Genomic DNA, 16,266 nt, shown 5'->3' with positions numbered 1-16,266 from the left:
CCTCCGGGTCTTCGCTGTACGGGTGTGTGCCCCTCGCCCGCACGCGGTGGCACGGCGCGGGCGCCGAGCGTAGCCGGACCGCCGTGACCGTGCCGAGGCAGGGGCGGCACATCACGCGCCCCTCCCCCGTTCGGCCCTCGCCGCGACCCGCGCCATATGCCTGCGTATCAGGATGAACGAGGTGGTCCTCGCCGCAGCGGCGGACACGTTGAGCGGAGGGCGGTGCGGGATGCAGTTCGACGACGACGCCAATGTGGACACGTCCGACGTCCAGGACGTGCGGGGCAACCGCATCCCGGGCGGGAAGGCCACGATCGGCGGCGGCCTGGCCGGTCTGCTCGCGGTGATCCTGGGGCTGCTGTTCGGCGTGGGGCCGGACCAGCTGGGGCTGTCCTCCGGGGACACCGCGCCGCCCACCACCTCCACGTCCACCTCCTCCTCGGAGGTGGAGCGGGCCTGCGGGACCGGGGCGGCCGCGAACGCCCGCGAGGACTGCCGGATGCTGTTCGTGGCGAGGAGCGCCCAGGACTTCTGGCAGCAGGAGTTCGCGCGGCGCGGCGGGCAGTACCGCCCGGCTCCGACGGTCATCTTCGACGGGCGGGTGAACACCGGCTGCGGCATGGCGAGCTCGGCGGTCGGCCCGTTCTACTGCCCCGTCGACCGGAAGGTATACGTGGACCTCGGCTTCTTCCGGGAGCTGCAGACCACGTTCGGCGCGAGCGGCGGGCCCTTCGCGCAGGCGTACGTGGTGGCCCACGAGTACGGGCACCACATCCAGAACCAGCTGGGGACCCTGCAGCGGGCCCAGGACGGCCGGGTCGGCGCGGCCAGCAACGCCGTCAGGGTGGAGCTGCAGGCCGACTGCTACGCGGGGGTGTGGGCGCGGAACGCGACGACCACCCCCGACCGGACCACCGGCCGTCCGCTGCTCACCCGGCTGACCGACGAGGACATCCGGGACGGCCTGGACGCGGCCGCGGCGGTGGGCGACGACCGCATCCAGGAGAAGGTGCAGGGGCGGGTGAACCCGGAGAGCTGGACCCACGGCTCGGCGGCGCAACGGCAGCAGTGGTTCTACCAGGGCTACCGCACGGGCGACATGGCCCGGTGCAACACCTTCGGCTGACCGTCCACAGGCTGCCGCGAGCACCGGCGGATCCTGCCAGACTGTGTCCCGGATCACATTCGGGTCCAGGAGTTCACGGGTTCAGGAGAGGGAGTGATCGTCATGGCGGGCACACCGTCCATCAGCCCGGCGCTGACGTACCGGGACGCCAGGGCGGCGATCAAGCTGCTGACGGAGGGTTTCGGCTTCCACCGGGTCGCGGTCTACGAAGGGGAGGACGGCTCCGTACGGCACGCGGAGCTGTCCTACGGGAACGGCGTGGTGATGCTCGGCAGCCGGGGCACCGGGAGCAAGTTCGACCAGGCGATGGGCAAGGAGCCCGGCCCGACGGGGGTGTACGTCGTCGTCGAGGACGTCGACGCGCACCACCGCCGGGCCGTGGAGCACGGGGTGGAGATCCTGATGGAGCCCACCGACCAGGACTACGGCTCCCGGGACTACATGGCGCGGGACGCGGAGGGCAACATCTGGAGCTTCGGGACGTACGCGCCGACGGTCTGAGCGCCGGCCGCCCGGCGGCCTGGGTCCGGGGCGCCGCCGGACGGCGGCCCCGGATCCAGGCGGTGCCGACGTTTCAGACCCCGCCGGTGTGGACCTGGAAGGCGGCCCTCCGGACGGCCTTGGCGAGCGAGGGGTCGGGGTGCGCGGCGGCCAGCGCGACCAGGACCTGCACCGTGCGGGGATGGCCGACCGCCCGGACCTCGTCGAGGAGCCGCGGGACGGTGGTGCGGACCGCCGAGTCGAGGTGGCGGGCCAGCAGGTCGGCCTCGCCGTGATCGGCGATGGCGGCCGCGGTGTCCACCCAGAGCCAGGTCTGCTCCTCCGGGGTGAGGACCTCGTGGGCCTCTTCCGGGTCCGCCCCGTCGTGCTCGGCCAGCCAGAGGAGCGCGTAGGGCCGCAGCGCCGGCTCGCGGGAGGCGGCGCGCACCTCGGGCTCGGCGGGGGCGCCGACCACCCGGAGCGCCTCGAAGGCGAGGCCGCGCAGCAACGCGTCCTCCCCGCGGGCGGCCTGCAGCAGCTCGCTGACGGCGTGTCCCACGGGCCGGGCGGCCAGCCAGGCGCGGTACTCGGCGCGGGCGGGGCCGGGGGTGAGCCGGGCGCAGCCGTGCAGCATCGCGGCGGCGGACTGCTCGATGTTCCCGGCGGGGCTTTGCGCGGCCACGCAGATCTGTTCCAGCTTGACCCAGACGGCCCAGCTGCCGAGCGGGGTGAGTCCGGCCTCGGCGGGGCCGAGGGTGACGGCGTCGACGGCGGCGAGCCCGCCGAGGGCCCAGCGCAGCAGCCGGGCGAGCGGCGCGGTACGGCCCTCGGGGGTGCGGGCGTCCGGGGTGCGGGCGTCCGGGGTGCGGGCGTCCTGCGCGCGGGCGTCCGGGGTGCCCGTTTCGGGTGCGGCCGGTTCGGGGTGCGGCGCGGCCGCGGGTTCCGCGTCGTACGGGACCTCGCAGCGCTCCTCGCGGAGTTCGGCGACACGCTGCCCGAGCAGGTCCAGCAGGGCGGGTACGCCGACCGGGCCGGCCGAGAGCTGGAGCAGGGAGAGGACCTGCGGCATGGCCTCGACGACCTCGGCGACCAGCTCGGGGGCGATGTCGGCGGGCGCGGGGTGGACCAGCGACCAGGCGTCGAACAGGGCCACCCAGCCGCGGAGCACGGCCGCGTCGTCGCGGTCCCAGGCCCGCAGCCGCCAGCCGGGGCGGGCGCTGCCGCCGTGCATCTCGACCAGCCCGGCGAGGCGGGCGCGGTCCCAGCCGGCCCGGACCTGGCCGTGCGTCAGGCGGAGGTCCCCGGAGGCCCGTTCGACGTCGGGGGCGGCCAGCGCCCCGGCCGGAGTGGGGCGCGGTCCGTCGGCGGTCCCGAGGTTGCCCTCGGCCCAGCGGGCCAGTCTGACCGCGTCGGAGAGCGACGCCCGGGCGCGGTGCGCGAGTTCGGGCGCGGCAGGTGTGCCCTCCGGCGGGCGCGAGGCCGGCCGGGTGCGCCGGTTGGTCACCGCCTTGCGGGCGGTGGCGACGGAGCGCGGGGAGACGAGTCGGAGTCTGGAAGCGCGAGCCAACTGCTCATCAGGCTTTCGGGACGTCACGGAATCAGTCTCGCCCGTGACAGGCCGAAAGCCCAAACGGAACCAGCCGTTACCGCTGGTCGGGCGGGGTGGCACCGGCGGGACAGACCAGGACAAGCCGCCCGCCTCCGGGGGGACGCGGGAGGGCGGGTCCGCCCGCGGGCGACGGGGCCCCGGCCGGCCCGCGCACGCGAGCGGGGCCGGGCCTCAGCCCAGCCTCACATGAGCGGGGTCAGGAAGCGCCGGAGCACCTCCTCGTAGCGGGCCGGGTTGGCGTTCCACATTCCCCCGTGCGAGGCGTCGCGGACGGGATAGAGGGTGACGCGGTCGGGGCGCAGCGCGGCGAGCCGGCGAGCCGGCTCCCAGGGGGCGATCCGGTCGTCCGGGCCGGAGAAGACCAGCACCGGCACGCGCAGGGCGGCCGGGTCGGCCACCGGGTTCCGGTGGCCGGCCAGCAGCCCGGTCCGGGCCTCGGCGGCCCGGACGGCCAGCGGCAGCAGGGCGGCGGGCACCCCGCGGGCGAGGGCCAGGTTGCGCAGGGTGGTGTGCCGGTCGAGCACCGGGGAGTCCAGCACCAGCCCGGCGATGCGGTCGGCGAGGGCCGAGCGCTGGGCGGCGTAGAGGGCCATGGTGGCGCCGGTGGACCAGCCGTGCAGGATCACCCGGCGGGCTCCGTAGCGGAGCGCGTAGCGGATGGCGGCGTCCAGGTCGCGCCATTCCGAGGCACCGAGGTGGCTGATCCCGTCGGGGCAGGCGGGGGCGCCGAGGTCGCCGCGGTAGGCCAGGTCGAGCACCGGCAGGTGGTACCGGTGGAGGAAGGGCATGACCACCATCGGGTGCTCGCGGGTGCTGCCGAGCCCGTGGACGGTGATCACCCAGGTGTCGCGGGCGCCGGGCACGAACCAGGCGGGCAGTCCGCCCAGCTCGCCGGGGACGTCCACGTCGGCGTGGTCGAGCCCGAGCGCGGAGCGCGGGTTGCCGAGGTGGACCTGGGGGGTGAGCCGGACCCGGGTGCCGGGTTCCAGGGTGCCGTGGGTGATCCGGACGAGTTCCCGGACCACGGTGTCCGGGTCGTGCGGGACGTCCCGCAGCACCCGGCCGACCACGGCGTGCACCCCGGGGGCGTCCAGTCCGTGGGTGCCCGGGCGGAGGGTGGCCAGGGTGCGGGTCAGGGCGATCCGGCCGGGCGCGGTGGAGTGGACGGTGAGCCGGGGGCCGCCGGGGAGCGGGCGCCCCGGTTCGGGCCGCAGCGCGGCGTCGGCGGCGTACCGCCCGGCCACGACGGCGGCCGCTCCGGCGCCCAGGAGGGTGGTGGTGACGGCCGCTGCCGTCGCTGTCGCTGTGCGCACCGTTCCAGTTTCGGCGGCGGGCTGGGGCCCGGCCAGCGGAGGACACACGGAGGAGGTGCCTCCGGAAGCGTCCGGCCTGGAGTGATGTACGTCTCTTCGGCGGGGCCGGGCGGGCGTCCGGAATGCCTGAAGTCGCATGCGTAAGGTTCCGTTCACCCCTCGATGACGTGCGCGAATCGGTGCATTGGCGGCAGTATCAGGACGAGCGTCCCTAAGTCGAACCGCGCGGGTACACCGCAAGGCCCGAGTCAGTTCACTTTTCGTTCACCTAGGTTGCTTACGTTCGCCGAGCCACTGACGCCAAACAGAAGCCTGGGTAAATGGAGCACATAACGCTTCTCCTCGGGATCGTGATCATCACCGCTCTCGTGTTCGACTTCACGAACGGTTTCCACGACACCGCCAACGCGATGGCTACCACCATCTCGACCGGCGCCCTCAAGCCCAAGACGGCGGTGGCCATGTCCGCCGTGCTCAACCTCGTCGGCGCGTTCATGTCCGTGGAGGTCGCCAAGACGATCTCCAAGGGTCTCGTCAACGAAGAGGGCATCCAGCCAGAGGTGATCTTCGCGGCGCTCGTCGGCGCCATCCTCTGGAACCTGCTGACCTGGCTGGTCGGCCTGCCCTCCAGCTCCTCGCACGCCCTGATGGGCGGCCTGATCGGTGCCGCGGTCGCTTCTGCCGGCATCGGCGCGGTCAACGGCGACGTGGTCGTGACCAAGGTCCTCATCCCCGCGGTCGCCGCGCCGATCGTCGCCGGCGTCGCCGCGATGCTGGCCGCGCGCCTCACGTACAAGCTCGGCAACAACGTCGGCGAGAAGACCTCGGCCAAGGGCTACAAGGCCGGCCAGATCGCCTCCGCCGGCCTGGTCTCCCTGGCGCACGGCACCAACGACGCGCAGAAGACGATGGGCATCATCACCCTGGCCCTGGTCGCCGGCGGCGCGCTCGCGCCCGGCTCCAACCCGCCGGTCTGGGTCATCGTCTCCGCCGGTATGGCCATCGCGCTCGGCACCTACCTGGGCGGCTGGCGGATCATCCGGACCATGGGCAAGGGCCTGACCGACCTGCAGCCGCAGCAGGGCTTCGCCGCCCAGACCTCGGCCGCGTCCGTCATCCTCGCCTCCTCCACCCTGGGCTTCTCCCTCTCCACCACCCACTCGTGCTCCGGCGCGGTCATGGGTGCCGGCCTCGGCCGCAAGGGCGGCGTGGTCCGCTGGTCCACCGCGACCCGCATGTTCGTCGCGTGGGGCCTGACCCTGCCGGCCGCCGCCGCCGTCGGCGCGGGCGCCGAGTACGTCATGCGCATCGGTGACATCGGCGTCGCCGCCGTCACGGTCTTCCTGGTGGGCTCCTGCCTCGCCATCTGGCTGATCTCCCGCCGTCAGGTCGTCGACCACCACAACGTCAACGAGGTCGACGGCGAGGAGCCGGGCGTGGTCACCACCGCGATCGCGGCCGTCGCCGTGCCGCCGGCGGGCACCACCGCCGCGGTCACCGACGAGGACCTGAAGGCCACCATCCCCGCCCCGAACGCCCACGCGTCCGGCGAGACCCCGACGGCTCCGGCCGCCGCGGTCTGACCAGCAGAGAAGGTTTCGCAGCATGAAGATCGACTGGGCAGCCCTGGGCTCCGTCTTCGGAGTCAGCCTCTCCGCCACCGTCCTCCTGGTCGCCCTGTTCACCCTGGGCCTGGTGGGTCTCTCCAAGCACGAGGCCGCCACCGAGCAGGGCGGCACCGCCGCCCTGGCCCGGACCGGCGCCTACGCCGCCTTCGCGCTCTGCGCCGCGGCCGTGGCCTACGGGATCTACCTGATCGTCGTCTGACCCGAGGCGGCACCCGTCGCGGCACGCCCCGCGGCACGCACCGCGGCACCCACCGCGTCCGAAGGCTCCTCCCGGTTGTCCCGGGGGGAGCTTTCGCATGCCCTGCCCCGTCCGCACCCCACTTCCGCCGCAGGTCAACGGCAAGTTGACGGGCGATCGCGGTGCGTGGTGGACTGCCGGAGCCATCACGGCGGCAGCAGAGGAAGTCCGGTGCGAATCCGGCGCGGTCCCGCCACTGTCACCGCGGAGCACGGCCGGTCCTTCGTACCGGGCCCCGTGCCTCGCGGGAGCCAGGAACTCTCGCCACCGGACACGTCGAACCAGGGCGCGGACCCTGAGTGAGGACATACCTGCCCCATGCGTGCCGATCGCGTTTTCGCGTACGGCGTGACGGCGGGCCTGATCGGCGACCGGATCCTCGGTGATCCGCGCCGCGGGCACCCCGTCGCAGCCTTCGGACGAGCCGCCGCCGCCGTGGAGCGCGCCCTCTGGCGCGACCGGCGCACCCGGGGCGTGGTGCACGCCGCGGTGTGCGCCGGCGGCGCAGCGGCGCTGGGCGCGGTCGCCGCCCGCGCCGTGCGCTCCCGCCCCGCAGCCCTCCGGATCGCCCTGACCGCCGCCGCCACCTGGGCCGTCGTCGGCGGCACCTCGCTGGGCCGGGAGGCCCGGGCGATCGGCGGTGCCCTGGCCGCCGGTGACACCGAGGTGGCCCGCGAGCGGCTCCCCCACCTGTGCGGGCGGGACCCGCACTCCCTGGACGAGCAGCAGATCGCGCGCGCCGTGGTGGAGTCGGTCGCCGAGAACACCTCCGACGCCGTGGTCGGCGCGCTGGTGTGGGGGGCCGCGGCCGGGGTCCCGGGACTGGTCGCGTTCCGCGCCGTGAACACCCTCGACGCGATGGTGGGCCACAAGTCCCCCCGCCACCTCAACTACGGCTGGGCCTCGGCCCGGCTGGACGACCTCGCGGGCTGGCCGGGGGCCCGGCTGACCGCACTGGCCGCCGTACTCGCCGGCCCTGACCGTCGGGGGGCGGTCAGGGCCTGGCGTACCGATGCCGCGGCCCACCCCAGCCCCAACGCCGGCCCGGTCGAGGCCGCCTTCGCGGGGGCGCTCGGGGTGCGGCTGGGCGGCACCCTCGCCTACGGCGGGCGGGTGGAGCACCGGGCGGTGCTCAACGGCGCGGAGGGGCGGCCGGTGGAGGTCGCGGACATCGAACGGGCGGTCCGGCTCTCCCGGCAGGTGACCTGGCTGGCGCTGGGCGCTTGCGTGGCGGGCCGGCTGCTGGCGGCACGGGCGGTACGAGCGGTACGGAAGGGGCGCGGGTGAGCGGGACGGGCAAGCGGGGCGGGGGGCTGCTCGTCGCGGGCACCACCTCCGACGCGGGCAAGAGCGTGGTCACCGCCGGCATCTGCCGGTGGCTGGCGCGGCAGGGCGTGAAGGTGGCGCCCTTCAAAGCGCAGAACATGTCGCTGAACTCCTTCGTGACCCGGGAGGGCGCGGAGATCGGCCGGGCTCAGGCCATGCAGGCCCAGGCGGCCCGGGTGGAACCGACCGCGCTGATGAACCCGGTGCTGCTCAAGCCCGGCAGCGACCGCAGCAGCCAGGTGGTGCTGCTGGGCAAGCCGGTGGGCGAGATGAGCGCCCGTGGGTTCTTCGGGGGGTCCGGGCCCGCGGCGCAGCCGCCATCAGGCGCAGTGTCCCCCGGGAAGGCACTGCACGGCGGACGGGAGCAGTTGCTCGGTGTGGTCACGGACTGCCTGGAGCAGTTGCGGGGCACGTATGACGCCGTGATCTGCGAGGGGGCGGGCAGCCCGGCCGAGATCAACCTGCGCCGGACGGACATCGTGAACATGGGGATCGCGCGGGCCGCGGACTTCCCCGTGGTGGTGGTCGGGGACATCGACCGGGGCGGGGTCTTCGCGTCCTTCTTCGGCACCACGGCCCTGCTGTCGGAGCGGGACCAGTCGCTGGTCGTCGGCTACCTGGTGAACAAGTTCCGCGGCGACGTCTCCCTGCTGGAGCCCGGCCTGGAGATGCTCCGGTCGATGACCGGGCGCGCCACGTACGGGGTGCTGCCCTTCCAGCACGGCCTGGGCATCGACGAGGAGGACGGCCTGCGGGTGTCGCTGCGCGGCGCGGTGCGCGAGTCGGTGGTCGCCCCTCCGGTGGGCGAGGACGTGCTGCGGGTCGCGGTGTGCGCGGTGCCGCTGATGTCCAACTTCACGGACGTGGACGCGCTCGCGGCGGAGCCGGGCGTGGTGGTGCGGTTCGTGGACCGGCCCGAGGAGCTGGCCGACGCCGACCTGGTCGTCGTACCGGGCACCCGCGGCACGGTGAAGGCGCTGGAGTGGCTGCGGGCGCGCGGCCTGGCGGACGCTCTCGCCCGGCGGGCCGCCGAGGGGCGGCCGGTGCTGGGCATCTGCGGCGGCTTCCAGGCCCTCGGCGAGCGGATCGAGGACGAGGTCGAGTCGCGGGCGGGCGTGGTGGAGGGCCTCGGGCTGCTGCCGGTACGGGTCCGCTTCGCCCGGGAGAAGACCCTGGCCCGGCCCACGGGCACGGCGCTCGGCGAGACCGTCGACGGGTACGAGATCCACCACGGCGTGGCCGAGGTGCTGGGCGGGGAGCCGTTCCTGGACGGCTGCCGGGTCGGCTCGGTGTGGGGCACCCACTGGCACGGCTCGCTGGAGTCCGACGGCTTCCGGCGGGCCTTCCTGCGGCAGGTCGCGGCCGCGGCGGGCCGGCGCTTCGTCCCGGCCCCGGACACGTCCTTCGCCGCACTGCGCGAGGAACAGCTCGACCTGCTGGGCGACCTGATCGAGCAGCACGCGGACACGGACGCCCTGCTGCGGCTGATCGAGTCCGGCGCCCCGTCGGGCCTGCCGTTCATTCCGCCGGGCGCGCCGTGAGCGGGCCGTCTGCCCTGCAGGGCTGTTCCCCCACCCCGCCCTCCCCCCAGCGCAGCGAGGGGGAGGGCGGGGTGGGGGAAGGCCCCGCGCAGCGGACCCCCACCGAGCCCGCCATAAATGCAGCCACCTTGCCGTACGAAGGAGTGAGCAACACGTGAGTACGCCCTACCCGTTCACCGCGGTGGTCGGCCAGGCGGACCTCCGCCTGGCGCTGCTGCTGAACGCCGTCAGCCCCGCGGTCGGCGGCGTGCTCGTGCGCGGCGAGAAGGGCACCGCCAAGTCCACGGCCGTACGCGCCCTGTCCGCGCTGCTGCCGGAGGTCGAGGTCGTCCCCGGGTGCCGGTTCTCGTGCGCGCCGGGCGCGCCCGACCCTGCCTGCCCGGACGGCCCGCACGACGCGGCCGAGGGCACCGCGCGCCCCGCCCGGATGGTGGAGCTGCCCGTCGGCGCCTCCGAGGACCGCCTCGTCGGCGCGCTCGACATCGAGCGCGCCCTCGCGGAGGGCGTGAAGGCCTTCGAGCCCGGCCTGCTGGCCGACGCGCACCGCGGGATCCTCTACGTGGACGAGGTCAACCTGCTCCACGACCACCTGATCGACCTCCTGCTGGACGCCGCCGCGATGGGCGCCTCCTACGTGGAGCGTGAAGGCGTCTCGGTCCGGCACGCAGCCCGGTTCCTCCTGGTGGGCACCATGAACCCGGAGGAGGGCGAGCTGCGTCCGCAGCTGCTCGACCGGTTCGGCCTGACCGTGGAGGTCGCGGCCTCCCGGGAGCCGGAGCAGCGGGTCGAGGTGGTCCGGCGCCGGCTCGCCTACGAGGACGACCCGGCCGCCTTCGCCGCCCGCTGGGCCGGCGACGAGGACGGCGTACGGGCACGCGTGGTCGCGGCACGGTCGCTGCTGCCGCGGGTCGGGCTCGGGGACGGCGCGCTGCTGCAGATCGCGGCGGTGTGCGCCGGGTTCGAGGTGGACGGCATGCGGGCCGACATCGTGATGGCCCGTACGGCGACCGCGCTGGCCGCCTGGGCCGGGCGTACCGCCGTGCGGAAGGAGGACGTCCGGCAGGCCGCCCTGCTGGCGCTCCCCCACCGGCGGCGCCGGAACCCCTTCGACGCCCCGGGGCTGGACGAGGAGATGCTCGACCGGATCCTCGACGGCTTCCCCGACGACGAGCCCGAGCCGGAGCCGGAGCAGCCGGAGCCGGACCCCGACGGGGGCCCGGACGGAGGTCCGGACGGAGGTCCGGACGGCGGCGGTGACGGCGGAACGGACGGGGGCGGCGGGGTTCCGCCGCAGGCCGGCCCCGAGCAGCCGGAGCAGGAGCAGCAGCCCGACGCGGCCCCGGAGCAGCCCGAACCGGAGCCGGCCCCCGCCCGGGGCGAGGCCCCCGAGCCGGCCGGCGACGCCGCGACCCAGGCCGCCGTACGCGCCGCCGACCCGTTCAAGACCCGGATGCTCAGCGTGCCGGGGCTCGGCGAGGGCGCGTCCGGCCGCCGGTCCCGGGCCCGGACGGCGCACGGCCGGACCACCGGCGCCCAGCGCCCGCGCGGGCACCTGACCAAGCTGCACCTCGCCGCGACCGTGCAGGCCGCCGCCCCGCACCAGCGGGCGCGCGGCCGGTCCGGCCGCGGCCTGGTGATCCGCAAGGACGACCTGCGGCAGGCCACCCGCGAGGGCCGCGAGGGCAACCTGGTGCTGTTCGTCGTGGACGCCTCCGGTTCGATGGCCGCCCGGCAGCGGATGAGCGCCGTCAAGGGCGCCGTGCTGTCCCTGCTGCTGGACGCCTACCAGCGGCGGGACAAGGTCGGCATGATCAGCTTCCGGGGGCCGGGCGCCGAGCTGGCGCTGCCGCCCACTTCCTCGGTGGACGCGGCGGCCGCCCGTCTGGACCGGCTCCCCACCGGGGGCCGCACCCCGCTCGCCGCCGGGCTGCTCAAGGCCCACGAGGTGCTGCGCGTCGAGCGGCTGCGCGACCCCTCGCGGCGACCGCTGCTGGTGGTCGTCACCGACGGCCGGGCCACCTCGGCGGGTTCCCTCGGCGGGGACCCGCGGCAGGCCGCCGGCCGTGCGGCGCGCCTGCTGGCCGCCGAGGGGATCGCGTCGGTGGTCGTGGACTGCGAGTCCGGTCCGGTCCGGCTGGGCCTGGCCGGGGAACTGGCCGCGGACCTCGGCGGGCCGGCGGTCACCCTCGACGGGCTGCGGGCCGACTCGCTGGCCGGCCTCGTCAAGCACGTCCGTACGTCCGTCACATCCGGCACGTCCGGCACATCGCGAACATCCGGCATGTCCGGTGCGTCGCGCACATCCGTCACGTCCGTTTCGGCAGGAAGCCACAGGAGGGCCGCCTAAATGCCTCAGGGACAGCCGACCGTCATCCCCGACGACGGTCTCACCACGCGGCAGCGCCGCAACCGGCCGCTGGTGTTCGTCCACACCGGGCCCGGCAAGGGCAAGTCGACGGCGGCCTTCGGGCTGGCGCTGCGCGCCTGGAACCAGGGCTGGCCGATCGGGGTGTTCCAGTTCGTCAAGTCGGCGAAGTGGAAGGTCGGCGAGGAGAACGCGCTGAAGGTGCTCGGCGCCTCCGGCGAGGGCGGCACGGTCGTCTGGCACAAGATGGGCGAGGGCTGGTCCTGGGTCCAGCGCGACGCGCAGCTCGACAACGAGCAGGCCGCGAAGGAGGGCTGGGAGCAGGTCAAGCGCGACCTGGCCGCCGAGACGCACCGGCTGTACGTGCTCGACGAGTTCGCGTACCCGATGCACTGGGGCTGGATCGACGTCGACGAGGTGATCGAGGTGCTGCGGAACCGTCCGGGCACCCAGCACGTGGTGATCACCGGCCGGAACGCCCCCGAGAAGCTGTGCGAGTTCGCGGACCTCGTGACCGAGATGACCAAGATCAAGCACCCGATGGACGCCGGCCAGAAGGGCCAGAAGGGCATCGAGTGGTGACGTCCGTCCCCCGTCTGGTGATTGCCGCCCCCTCCTCGGGGAGCGGCAAGACCACGGTCGCGACCGGGCTGATGGCCGCGTTCGCCGAGCGCGGCCTCGCCGTGTCCCCGCACAAGGCAGGCCCCGACTACATCGACCCCGGCTACCACGCGCTGGCCACCGGGCGGCCGGGCCGGAACCTGGACGCCTTCATGTGCGGCCCGGAGCTGGTCGCCCCGCTGTTCGCGCACGGGGCGCGGGGCTGCGACCTGGCCGTGGTCGAAGGCGTGATGGGTCTCTACGACGGTGCCGCCGGGCGCGGTGAGCTCGCCTCGACCGCGCACGTCGCGAAGCTGCTGCGGGCGCCGGTGGTCCTGGTCGTCGACGCCTCCTCGCAGTCCCGCTCGGTGGCGGCGCTGGTGCACGGCTTCGCCTCGTTCGACCCGCAGGTGCGGCTGGGCGGCGTGATCCTGAACAAGGTCGGCTCGGACCGGCACGAGGCGATGCTCCGGGAGGCCCTGGAGGAAGCCGGCATGCCGGTGCTCGGCGTCCTGCGCCGGGCCCCCCAGGTGTCCGCGCCGTCCCGGCACCTCGGCCTGGTGCCGGTCGCCGAACGCCGCGCGGACGCGCTGGCCTCCGTACGCGCGCTGGCGGACCAGGTCCGCCAGGGCTGCGACCTGGAGGGTCTGCTCGCCCTGGCGCGCAGCGCGCCGCCGCTGGACGCGGTGGCGTGGGACCCCGCCGCCGCTGTGGCCGGCCCAGCCTCGCCCCTGGCGGGCGGGCGATCCGGGGGGCGGGGCGGGACACCTCGTATCGCCGTCGCCGGCGGCCCGGCGTTCACGTTCTCCTACGCCGAGCACGCCGAGCTGCTCACCTCGGCCGGAGCGGAGGTGGTGACCTTCGACCCCCTCCACGACGAAGCCCTGCCGGACGGCACCAGCGCGCTCGTGATCGGCGGCGGCTTCCCCGAGATGTACGCTCCCGAGCTCGCGGCGAACGAGCCGCTCCGCAAGGCCGTGGCGGAACTGGCCGCGAGCGGCGCCCCCGTGGCCGCCGAGTGCGCCGGCCTGCTCTACCTGGCCCGCTCCCTCGACGGCACGCCGATGTGCGGGGTGCTCGACGCGGACGCGCGGATGTCGGAGCGGCTGACGCTGGGCTACCGCGAGGCCGTCGCGGTGTCGGACAGCGCGCTCGCCGCCGCCGGGAGCCGGCTGCGCGGGCACGAGTTCCACCGGACCGTGATCGAGCCCGGCGCCGGGGCTGCTCCGGCGTGGGGGTTCACGCATCCGGAGCGCCGGGTCGAGGGCTTCGTCCAGGGCGGCGTGCACGCCAGTTACCTGCACACGCACTGGGCGGCGGAACCGGCGGTCGCGGCCCGCTTCGTCGCGGCGGCGACTGCGGCTGCGGCTGCGGCTGCCGACCCGGCAGCCCGGCCGTGACCACGGCCACGGGCTCATTCCGCGATGCCCACCACCAGCCAGATGCCCGCCACCCCGCCCACCGTGCACATCAGCGTGGACAGCGCGGGGTGGCGGTGGTGGGCCTCCGGGAGGATCTCCGCGGCCGCGAGGTAGAGCAGCGCCCCGCCGAAGAACGCGAGGTACGCGCCGAGCGGTTCCTCGGGCAGGGTGAACAGCAGGGTGGAGGCCGCGCCGACGACCGGGGCGAGCGCGTCGGCGAACAGCATCAGCTGCGCCTTGCGGCGGGCGTTCCCGTAGAGGCGGGTCAGGGTGTACGTGTTGAAGCCGTCGGCGAAGTCGTGGGTGACCACGGCCAGCGCGACGGCCGCGCCCATGCCCCCGCCGACCTGGAACGCGGCGCCCAGGGCGACGCCGTCGGCGATGCTGTGGCCGACCATGGCCGCGGCCGCGGTCAGGCCGACCTCGGGGGTCCGGCCGCCGTGCCCGTCCGCCTCGGCGCCGTGAGCCGCCTGACGGACCGCCAGCAGCCGTTCCACGACGTGCGCGACCAGGAAGCCGGCCACGAACAGGAGCAGGGCGAGCGGCACTCCGAAGATCGGGTGGCCGGCGGCCTCCAGCGCCTCCGGCAGCAGGTCCAGCCCGACCACGCCGAGCATCAGCCCGCCGGCCAGGCCGAGTACGAGGTGGCGGCGGTCGGTGACGCGCTGCGCCGTCCACCCGCCGGCCAGCGTCATCAGGAACGCGCCCAGAGCCACGATCACCGCCATGTGCCCCTGCATACAGACTGCGGGCGGCGGGCGCACGTCCGCGCGCGGGGTGGCGGCCGACCGGGACGGGACCGAACGGGATCGACCCGACAGGCATACGACTGCGGAGAACACGGAGGAGGGGCCCCGAATGGGCGAGAGTGAGCGGGTGGTCGTCGGGGTCGGCGGCCGGTCCGGGGTGTCCGTGGAGGAGGTCTGCAAGCTGGTCGAGGAGACCCTGGGGCAGGCCGGGCTGGCGCCCGGTGCGGTCTCGGCGCTGGCGACGGTGGCGGCGAAGGCCGCGGAGCCCGGGATCGCGGGCGCGGCGGAACGTTTCGGCGTACCGCTGCTGACATATCCGGCGGAGGAACTGGCACGGGTGGCGGTGCCGGGCCTCCCCTCCGCGGCGGCCGCCGCGGCGGTGGCCACGCCCTCGGTGGCGGAGGCGGCGGCACTCGCCGGGGGCGGCGAACTCCTCGTCCCGAAACGGAAGTCGCCGTCGGCGACCTGTGCGGTGGCGCGGGCGCTGGGACCTGCCGGTGCCCCTGGCGGGGCGGGTACCGCTGCTCCGGGCGGGGCTGGTCCCGGTGCCTCGGCTGGTCCCGGTGCCTCGGCTGGCCCTGGTGCCTCGGCCGGGGCCGGTGCCTCGGCCGGGGCCGGTGCCTCGGCCGGTCCCGGTGCCTCGGCCGGTCCCGGTGCCTCGGCCGGCGTCGGAGCGCGGCCTGAAGCGGCGGCCCGGGCCGGGGCCGCGGCCCTTGAGGGGGCCGAGGCAGGGCCCGATCTGCGGCATCACGGGGACGCGGAGGTGGTGGACGCCGGCGCCGGGCTCGTCGACCTGGCCGTCAACGTACGGTCGGACACGCCGCCGGCCTGGCTCAAGGAGCGGATCGCGGGGTCTCTGGACACCCTCGCCTCGTACCCGGACGGGCGGACCGCACGGGCGGCGGTCGCGGCGCGGCACGGGCTGCCGGTGGAACGGGTGCTGCTGACCTCGGGAGCCGCCGAGGCGTTCGTCCTGATCGCGCGGGCGCTGGCCGCCGTACGGCCGGTCGTGGTGCACCCCCAGTTCACCGAGCCCGAGGCGGCCCTGCGGGACGCCGGGCACCGGGTGGAGCGGGTGCTGCTGCGGGAGGCGGACGGTTTCCGGCTGGACCCGGCGGCGGTGCCGGAGGAGGCGGACCTCGTCGTCATCGGCAATCCGACGAACCCGACCTCGGTGCTGCACCCGGCGCCGGTCCTGGCCTCGCTGGCGCGGCCGGGGCGGACGCTGGTGGTGGACGAGGCGTTCATGGACGCCGTGCCGGGCGAGCGCGAGGCGCTGGCCGGGCGCACGGACGTACCGGGCCTGGTCGTCCTGCGGAGCCTGACGAAGACCTGGGGGCTGGCCGGGCTGCGGATCGGCTACGTCCTGGCGGAACCTGAGGTGATCGCGGCACTGGAACGCGTCCGGCCGCTGTGGCCAGTGTCCACGCCGGCGCTGGTCGCGGCGGAGGCGTGCGTGTCGCCGGCGGCGCTGGCGGAGGCGGATGCGGCGGCGCGGCAGATCGCGGTGGACCGGGCGCATCTGCTCGCCGGGCTCGCGGAGTTCGAGGAGGTCGTCTCGGTGGGTGTGGCGGAGGCGTCGTTCGTGCTGATCCGGGTGCGGCGGGCGGCGGAGGTCCGGCTGCGGCTGCGGGCGCTGGGGTTCGCGGTACGGCGCGGGGACACGTTTCCGGGGCTGGGGCCGGACTGGCTGCGCGTGGCGGTGCGCGATCGGCGTACGACGGGGGGCTTCCTCCAGGCGCTTGACGCTGCGCTGGCCTTGACCGCGGGGTAGCTCTTGGCCCGGCTGGGCCGGGCCGGGCTGGGGGGATGGTCGGCTCTGGGTCCGGAGGTCATGGCTGCCGGGCCGGGCCCAGGCGGGGGTGGGCGG

Annotated in this window: 13 protein-coding genes and 1 riboswitch; of the genes, 10 read left to right on the top strand and 3 right to left on the bottom strand. The window is 75.4% G+C overall.

Annotated elements, in window-relative coordinates; all coding sequences use genetic code 11:
- Positions 1-229 precede the first annotated feature (229 nt).
- Together ypfJ and AC067U_RS32670 are read left to right on the top strand one after the other, a co-directional pair.
- A complete protein-coding gene (ypfJ, locus tag AC067U_RS32675; protein ID WP_478833497.1) occupies positions 230-1,126 on the top strand; it encodes a KPN_02809 family neutral zinc metallopeptidase in 897 nt (298 codons plus the stop codon).
- Between the two features lie 102 nt (positions 1,127-1,228).
- Positions 1,229-1,627: a VOC family protein gene (locus tag AC067U_RS32670; protein WP_478833436.1), complete on the top strand. Its 399-nt coding sequence runs from the start codon at positions 1,229-1,231 to the stop codon at positions 1,625-1,627.
- Positions 1,628-1,700: 73 nt separating this feature from the next.
- Here AC067U_RS32670 and AC067U_RS32665 read toward each other — a convergent pair whose 3' ends face one another.
- Entirely contained in the window at positions 1,701-3,110 is a 1,410-nt protein-coding gene (locus AC067U_RS32665) for a hypothetical protein (RefSeq protein WP_478833496.1), read from the bottom strand.
- 287 nt (positions 3,111-3,397) lie between these two features.
- A complete protein-coding gene (locus tag AC067U_RS32660; RefSeq protein WP_478833435.1) occupies positions 3,398-4,528 on the bottom strand; it encodes an alpha/beta hydrolase in 1,131 nt (376 codons plus the stop codon).
- A 320-nt stretch (positions 4,529-4,848) separates the two neighbouring features.
- On the opposite strand from AC067U_RS32660, the gene AC067U_RS32655 reads away from it, so the two are divergent.
- The 7 genes from AC067U_RS32655 (at position 4,849) to AC067U_RS32625 (ending at position 13,626) form a co-directional block, all read left to right on the top strand.
- Positions 4,849-6,111: an inorganic phosphate transporter gene (locus AC067U_RS32655; protein WP_478833434.1), complete on the top strand. Its 1,263-nt coding sequence runs from the start codon at positions 4,849-4,851 to the stop codon at positions 6,109-6,111.
- Positions 6,112-6,133: 22 nt separating this feature from the next.
- A complete protein-coding gene (locus AC067U_RS32650; protein WP_478833433.1) occupies positions 6,134-6,355 on the top strand; it encodes a hypothetical protein in 222 nt (73 codons plus the stop codon).
- Positions 6,356-6,507: 152 nt separating this feature from the next.
- A riboswitch (cobalamin riboswitch) is annotated at positions 6,508-6,677 on the top strand.
- Between the two features lie 35 nt (positions 6,678-6,712).
- A complete protein-coding gene (locus AC067U_RS32645; protein ID WP_478833432.1) occupies positions 6,713-7,681 on the top strand; it encodes a cobalamin biosynthesis protein in 969 nt (322 codons plus the stop codon).
- Positions 7,678-9,261: a cobyric acid synthase gene (locus AC067U_RS32640; protein WP_478833431.1), complete on the top strand. Its 1,584-nt coding sequence runs from the start codon at positions 7,678-7,680 to the stop codon at positions 9,259-9,261. Before AC067U_RS32645 ends, AC067U_RS32640 begins: the two co-directional genes overlap by 4 nt.
- 154 nt (positions 9,262-9,415) lie before the next feature.
- On the top strand, positions 9,416-11,608 hold the full coding sequence (locus AC067U_RS32635; RefSeq protein ID WP_478833430.1) for a putative cobaltochelatase: 2,193 nt from the start codon (positions 9,416-9,418) through the stop codon (positions 11,606-11,608).
- A complete protein-coding gene (gene cobO, locus AC067U_RS32630) occupies positions 11,609-12,208 on the top strand; it encodes a cob(I)yrinic acid a,c-diamide adenosyltransferase (RefSeq protein ID WP_478833429.1) in 600 nt (199 codons plus the stop codon).
- Positions 12,205-13,626 (top strand): cobyrinate a,c-diamide synthase, encoded by a 1,422-nt coding sequence (locus AC067U_RS32625; protein WP_478833495.1) that lies wholly within the window; start codon positions 12,205-12,207, stop codon positions 13,624-13,626. Before cobO ends, AC067U_RS32625 begins: the two co-directional genes overlap by 4 nt.
- Positions 13,627-13,640: 14 nt before the next feature.
- Here AC067U_RS32625 and AC067U_RS32620 read toward each other — a convergent pair whose 3' ends face one another.
- The gene (locus AC067U_RS32620; RefSeq protein WP_478833428.1) at positions 13,641-14,375 is read right to left on the bottom strand and encodes a ZIP family metal transporter; all 735 of its coding nucleotides are present in this window, start codon (positions 14,373-14,375) and stop codon (positions 13,641-13,643) included.
- Between the two features lie 130 nt (positions 14,376-14,505).
- Here AC067U_RS32620 and cobC point away from each other — a divergent pair, with 130 nt between their 5' ends.
- The gene (gene cobC / locus AC067U_RS32615; protein ID WP_478833427.1) at positions 14,506-16,170 is read left to right on the top strand and encodes an Rv2231c family pyridoxal phosphate-dependent protein CobC; all 1,665 of its coding nucleotides are present in this window, start codon (positions 14,506-14,508) and stop codon (positions 16,168-16,170) included.
- Positions 16,171-16,266: the final 96 nt, after the last annotated feature.

Source organism: Streptomyces sp. NPDC043853 (genome assembly GCF_056436025.1).
Note: the sequence above shows the minus strand (reverse complement) of the source record. Positions and strands in the feature narration are given on the sequence as shown.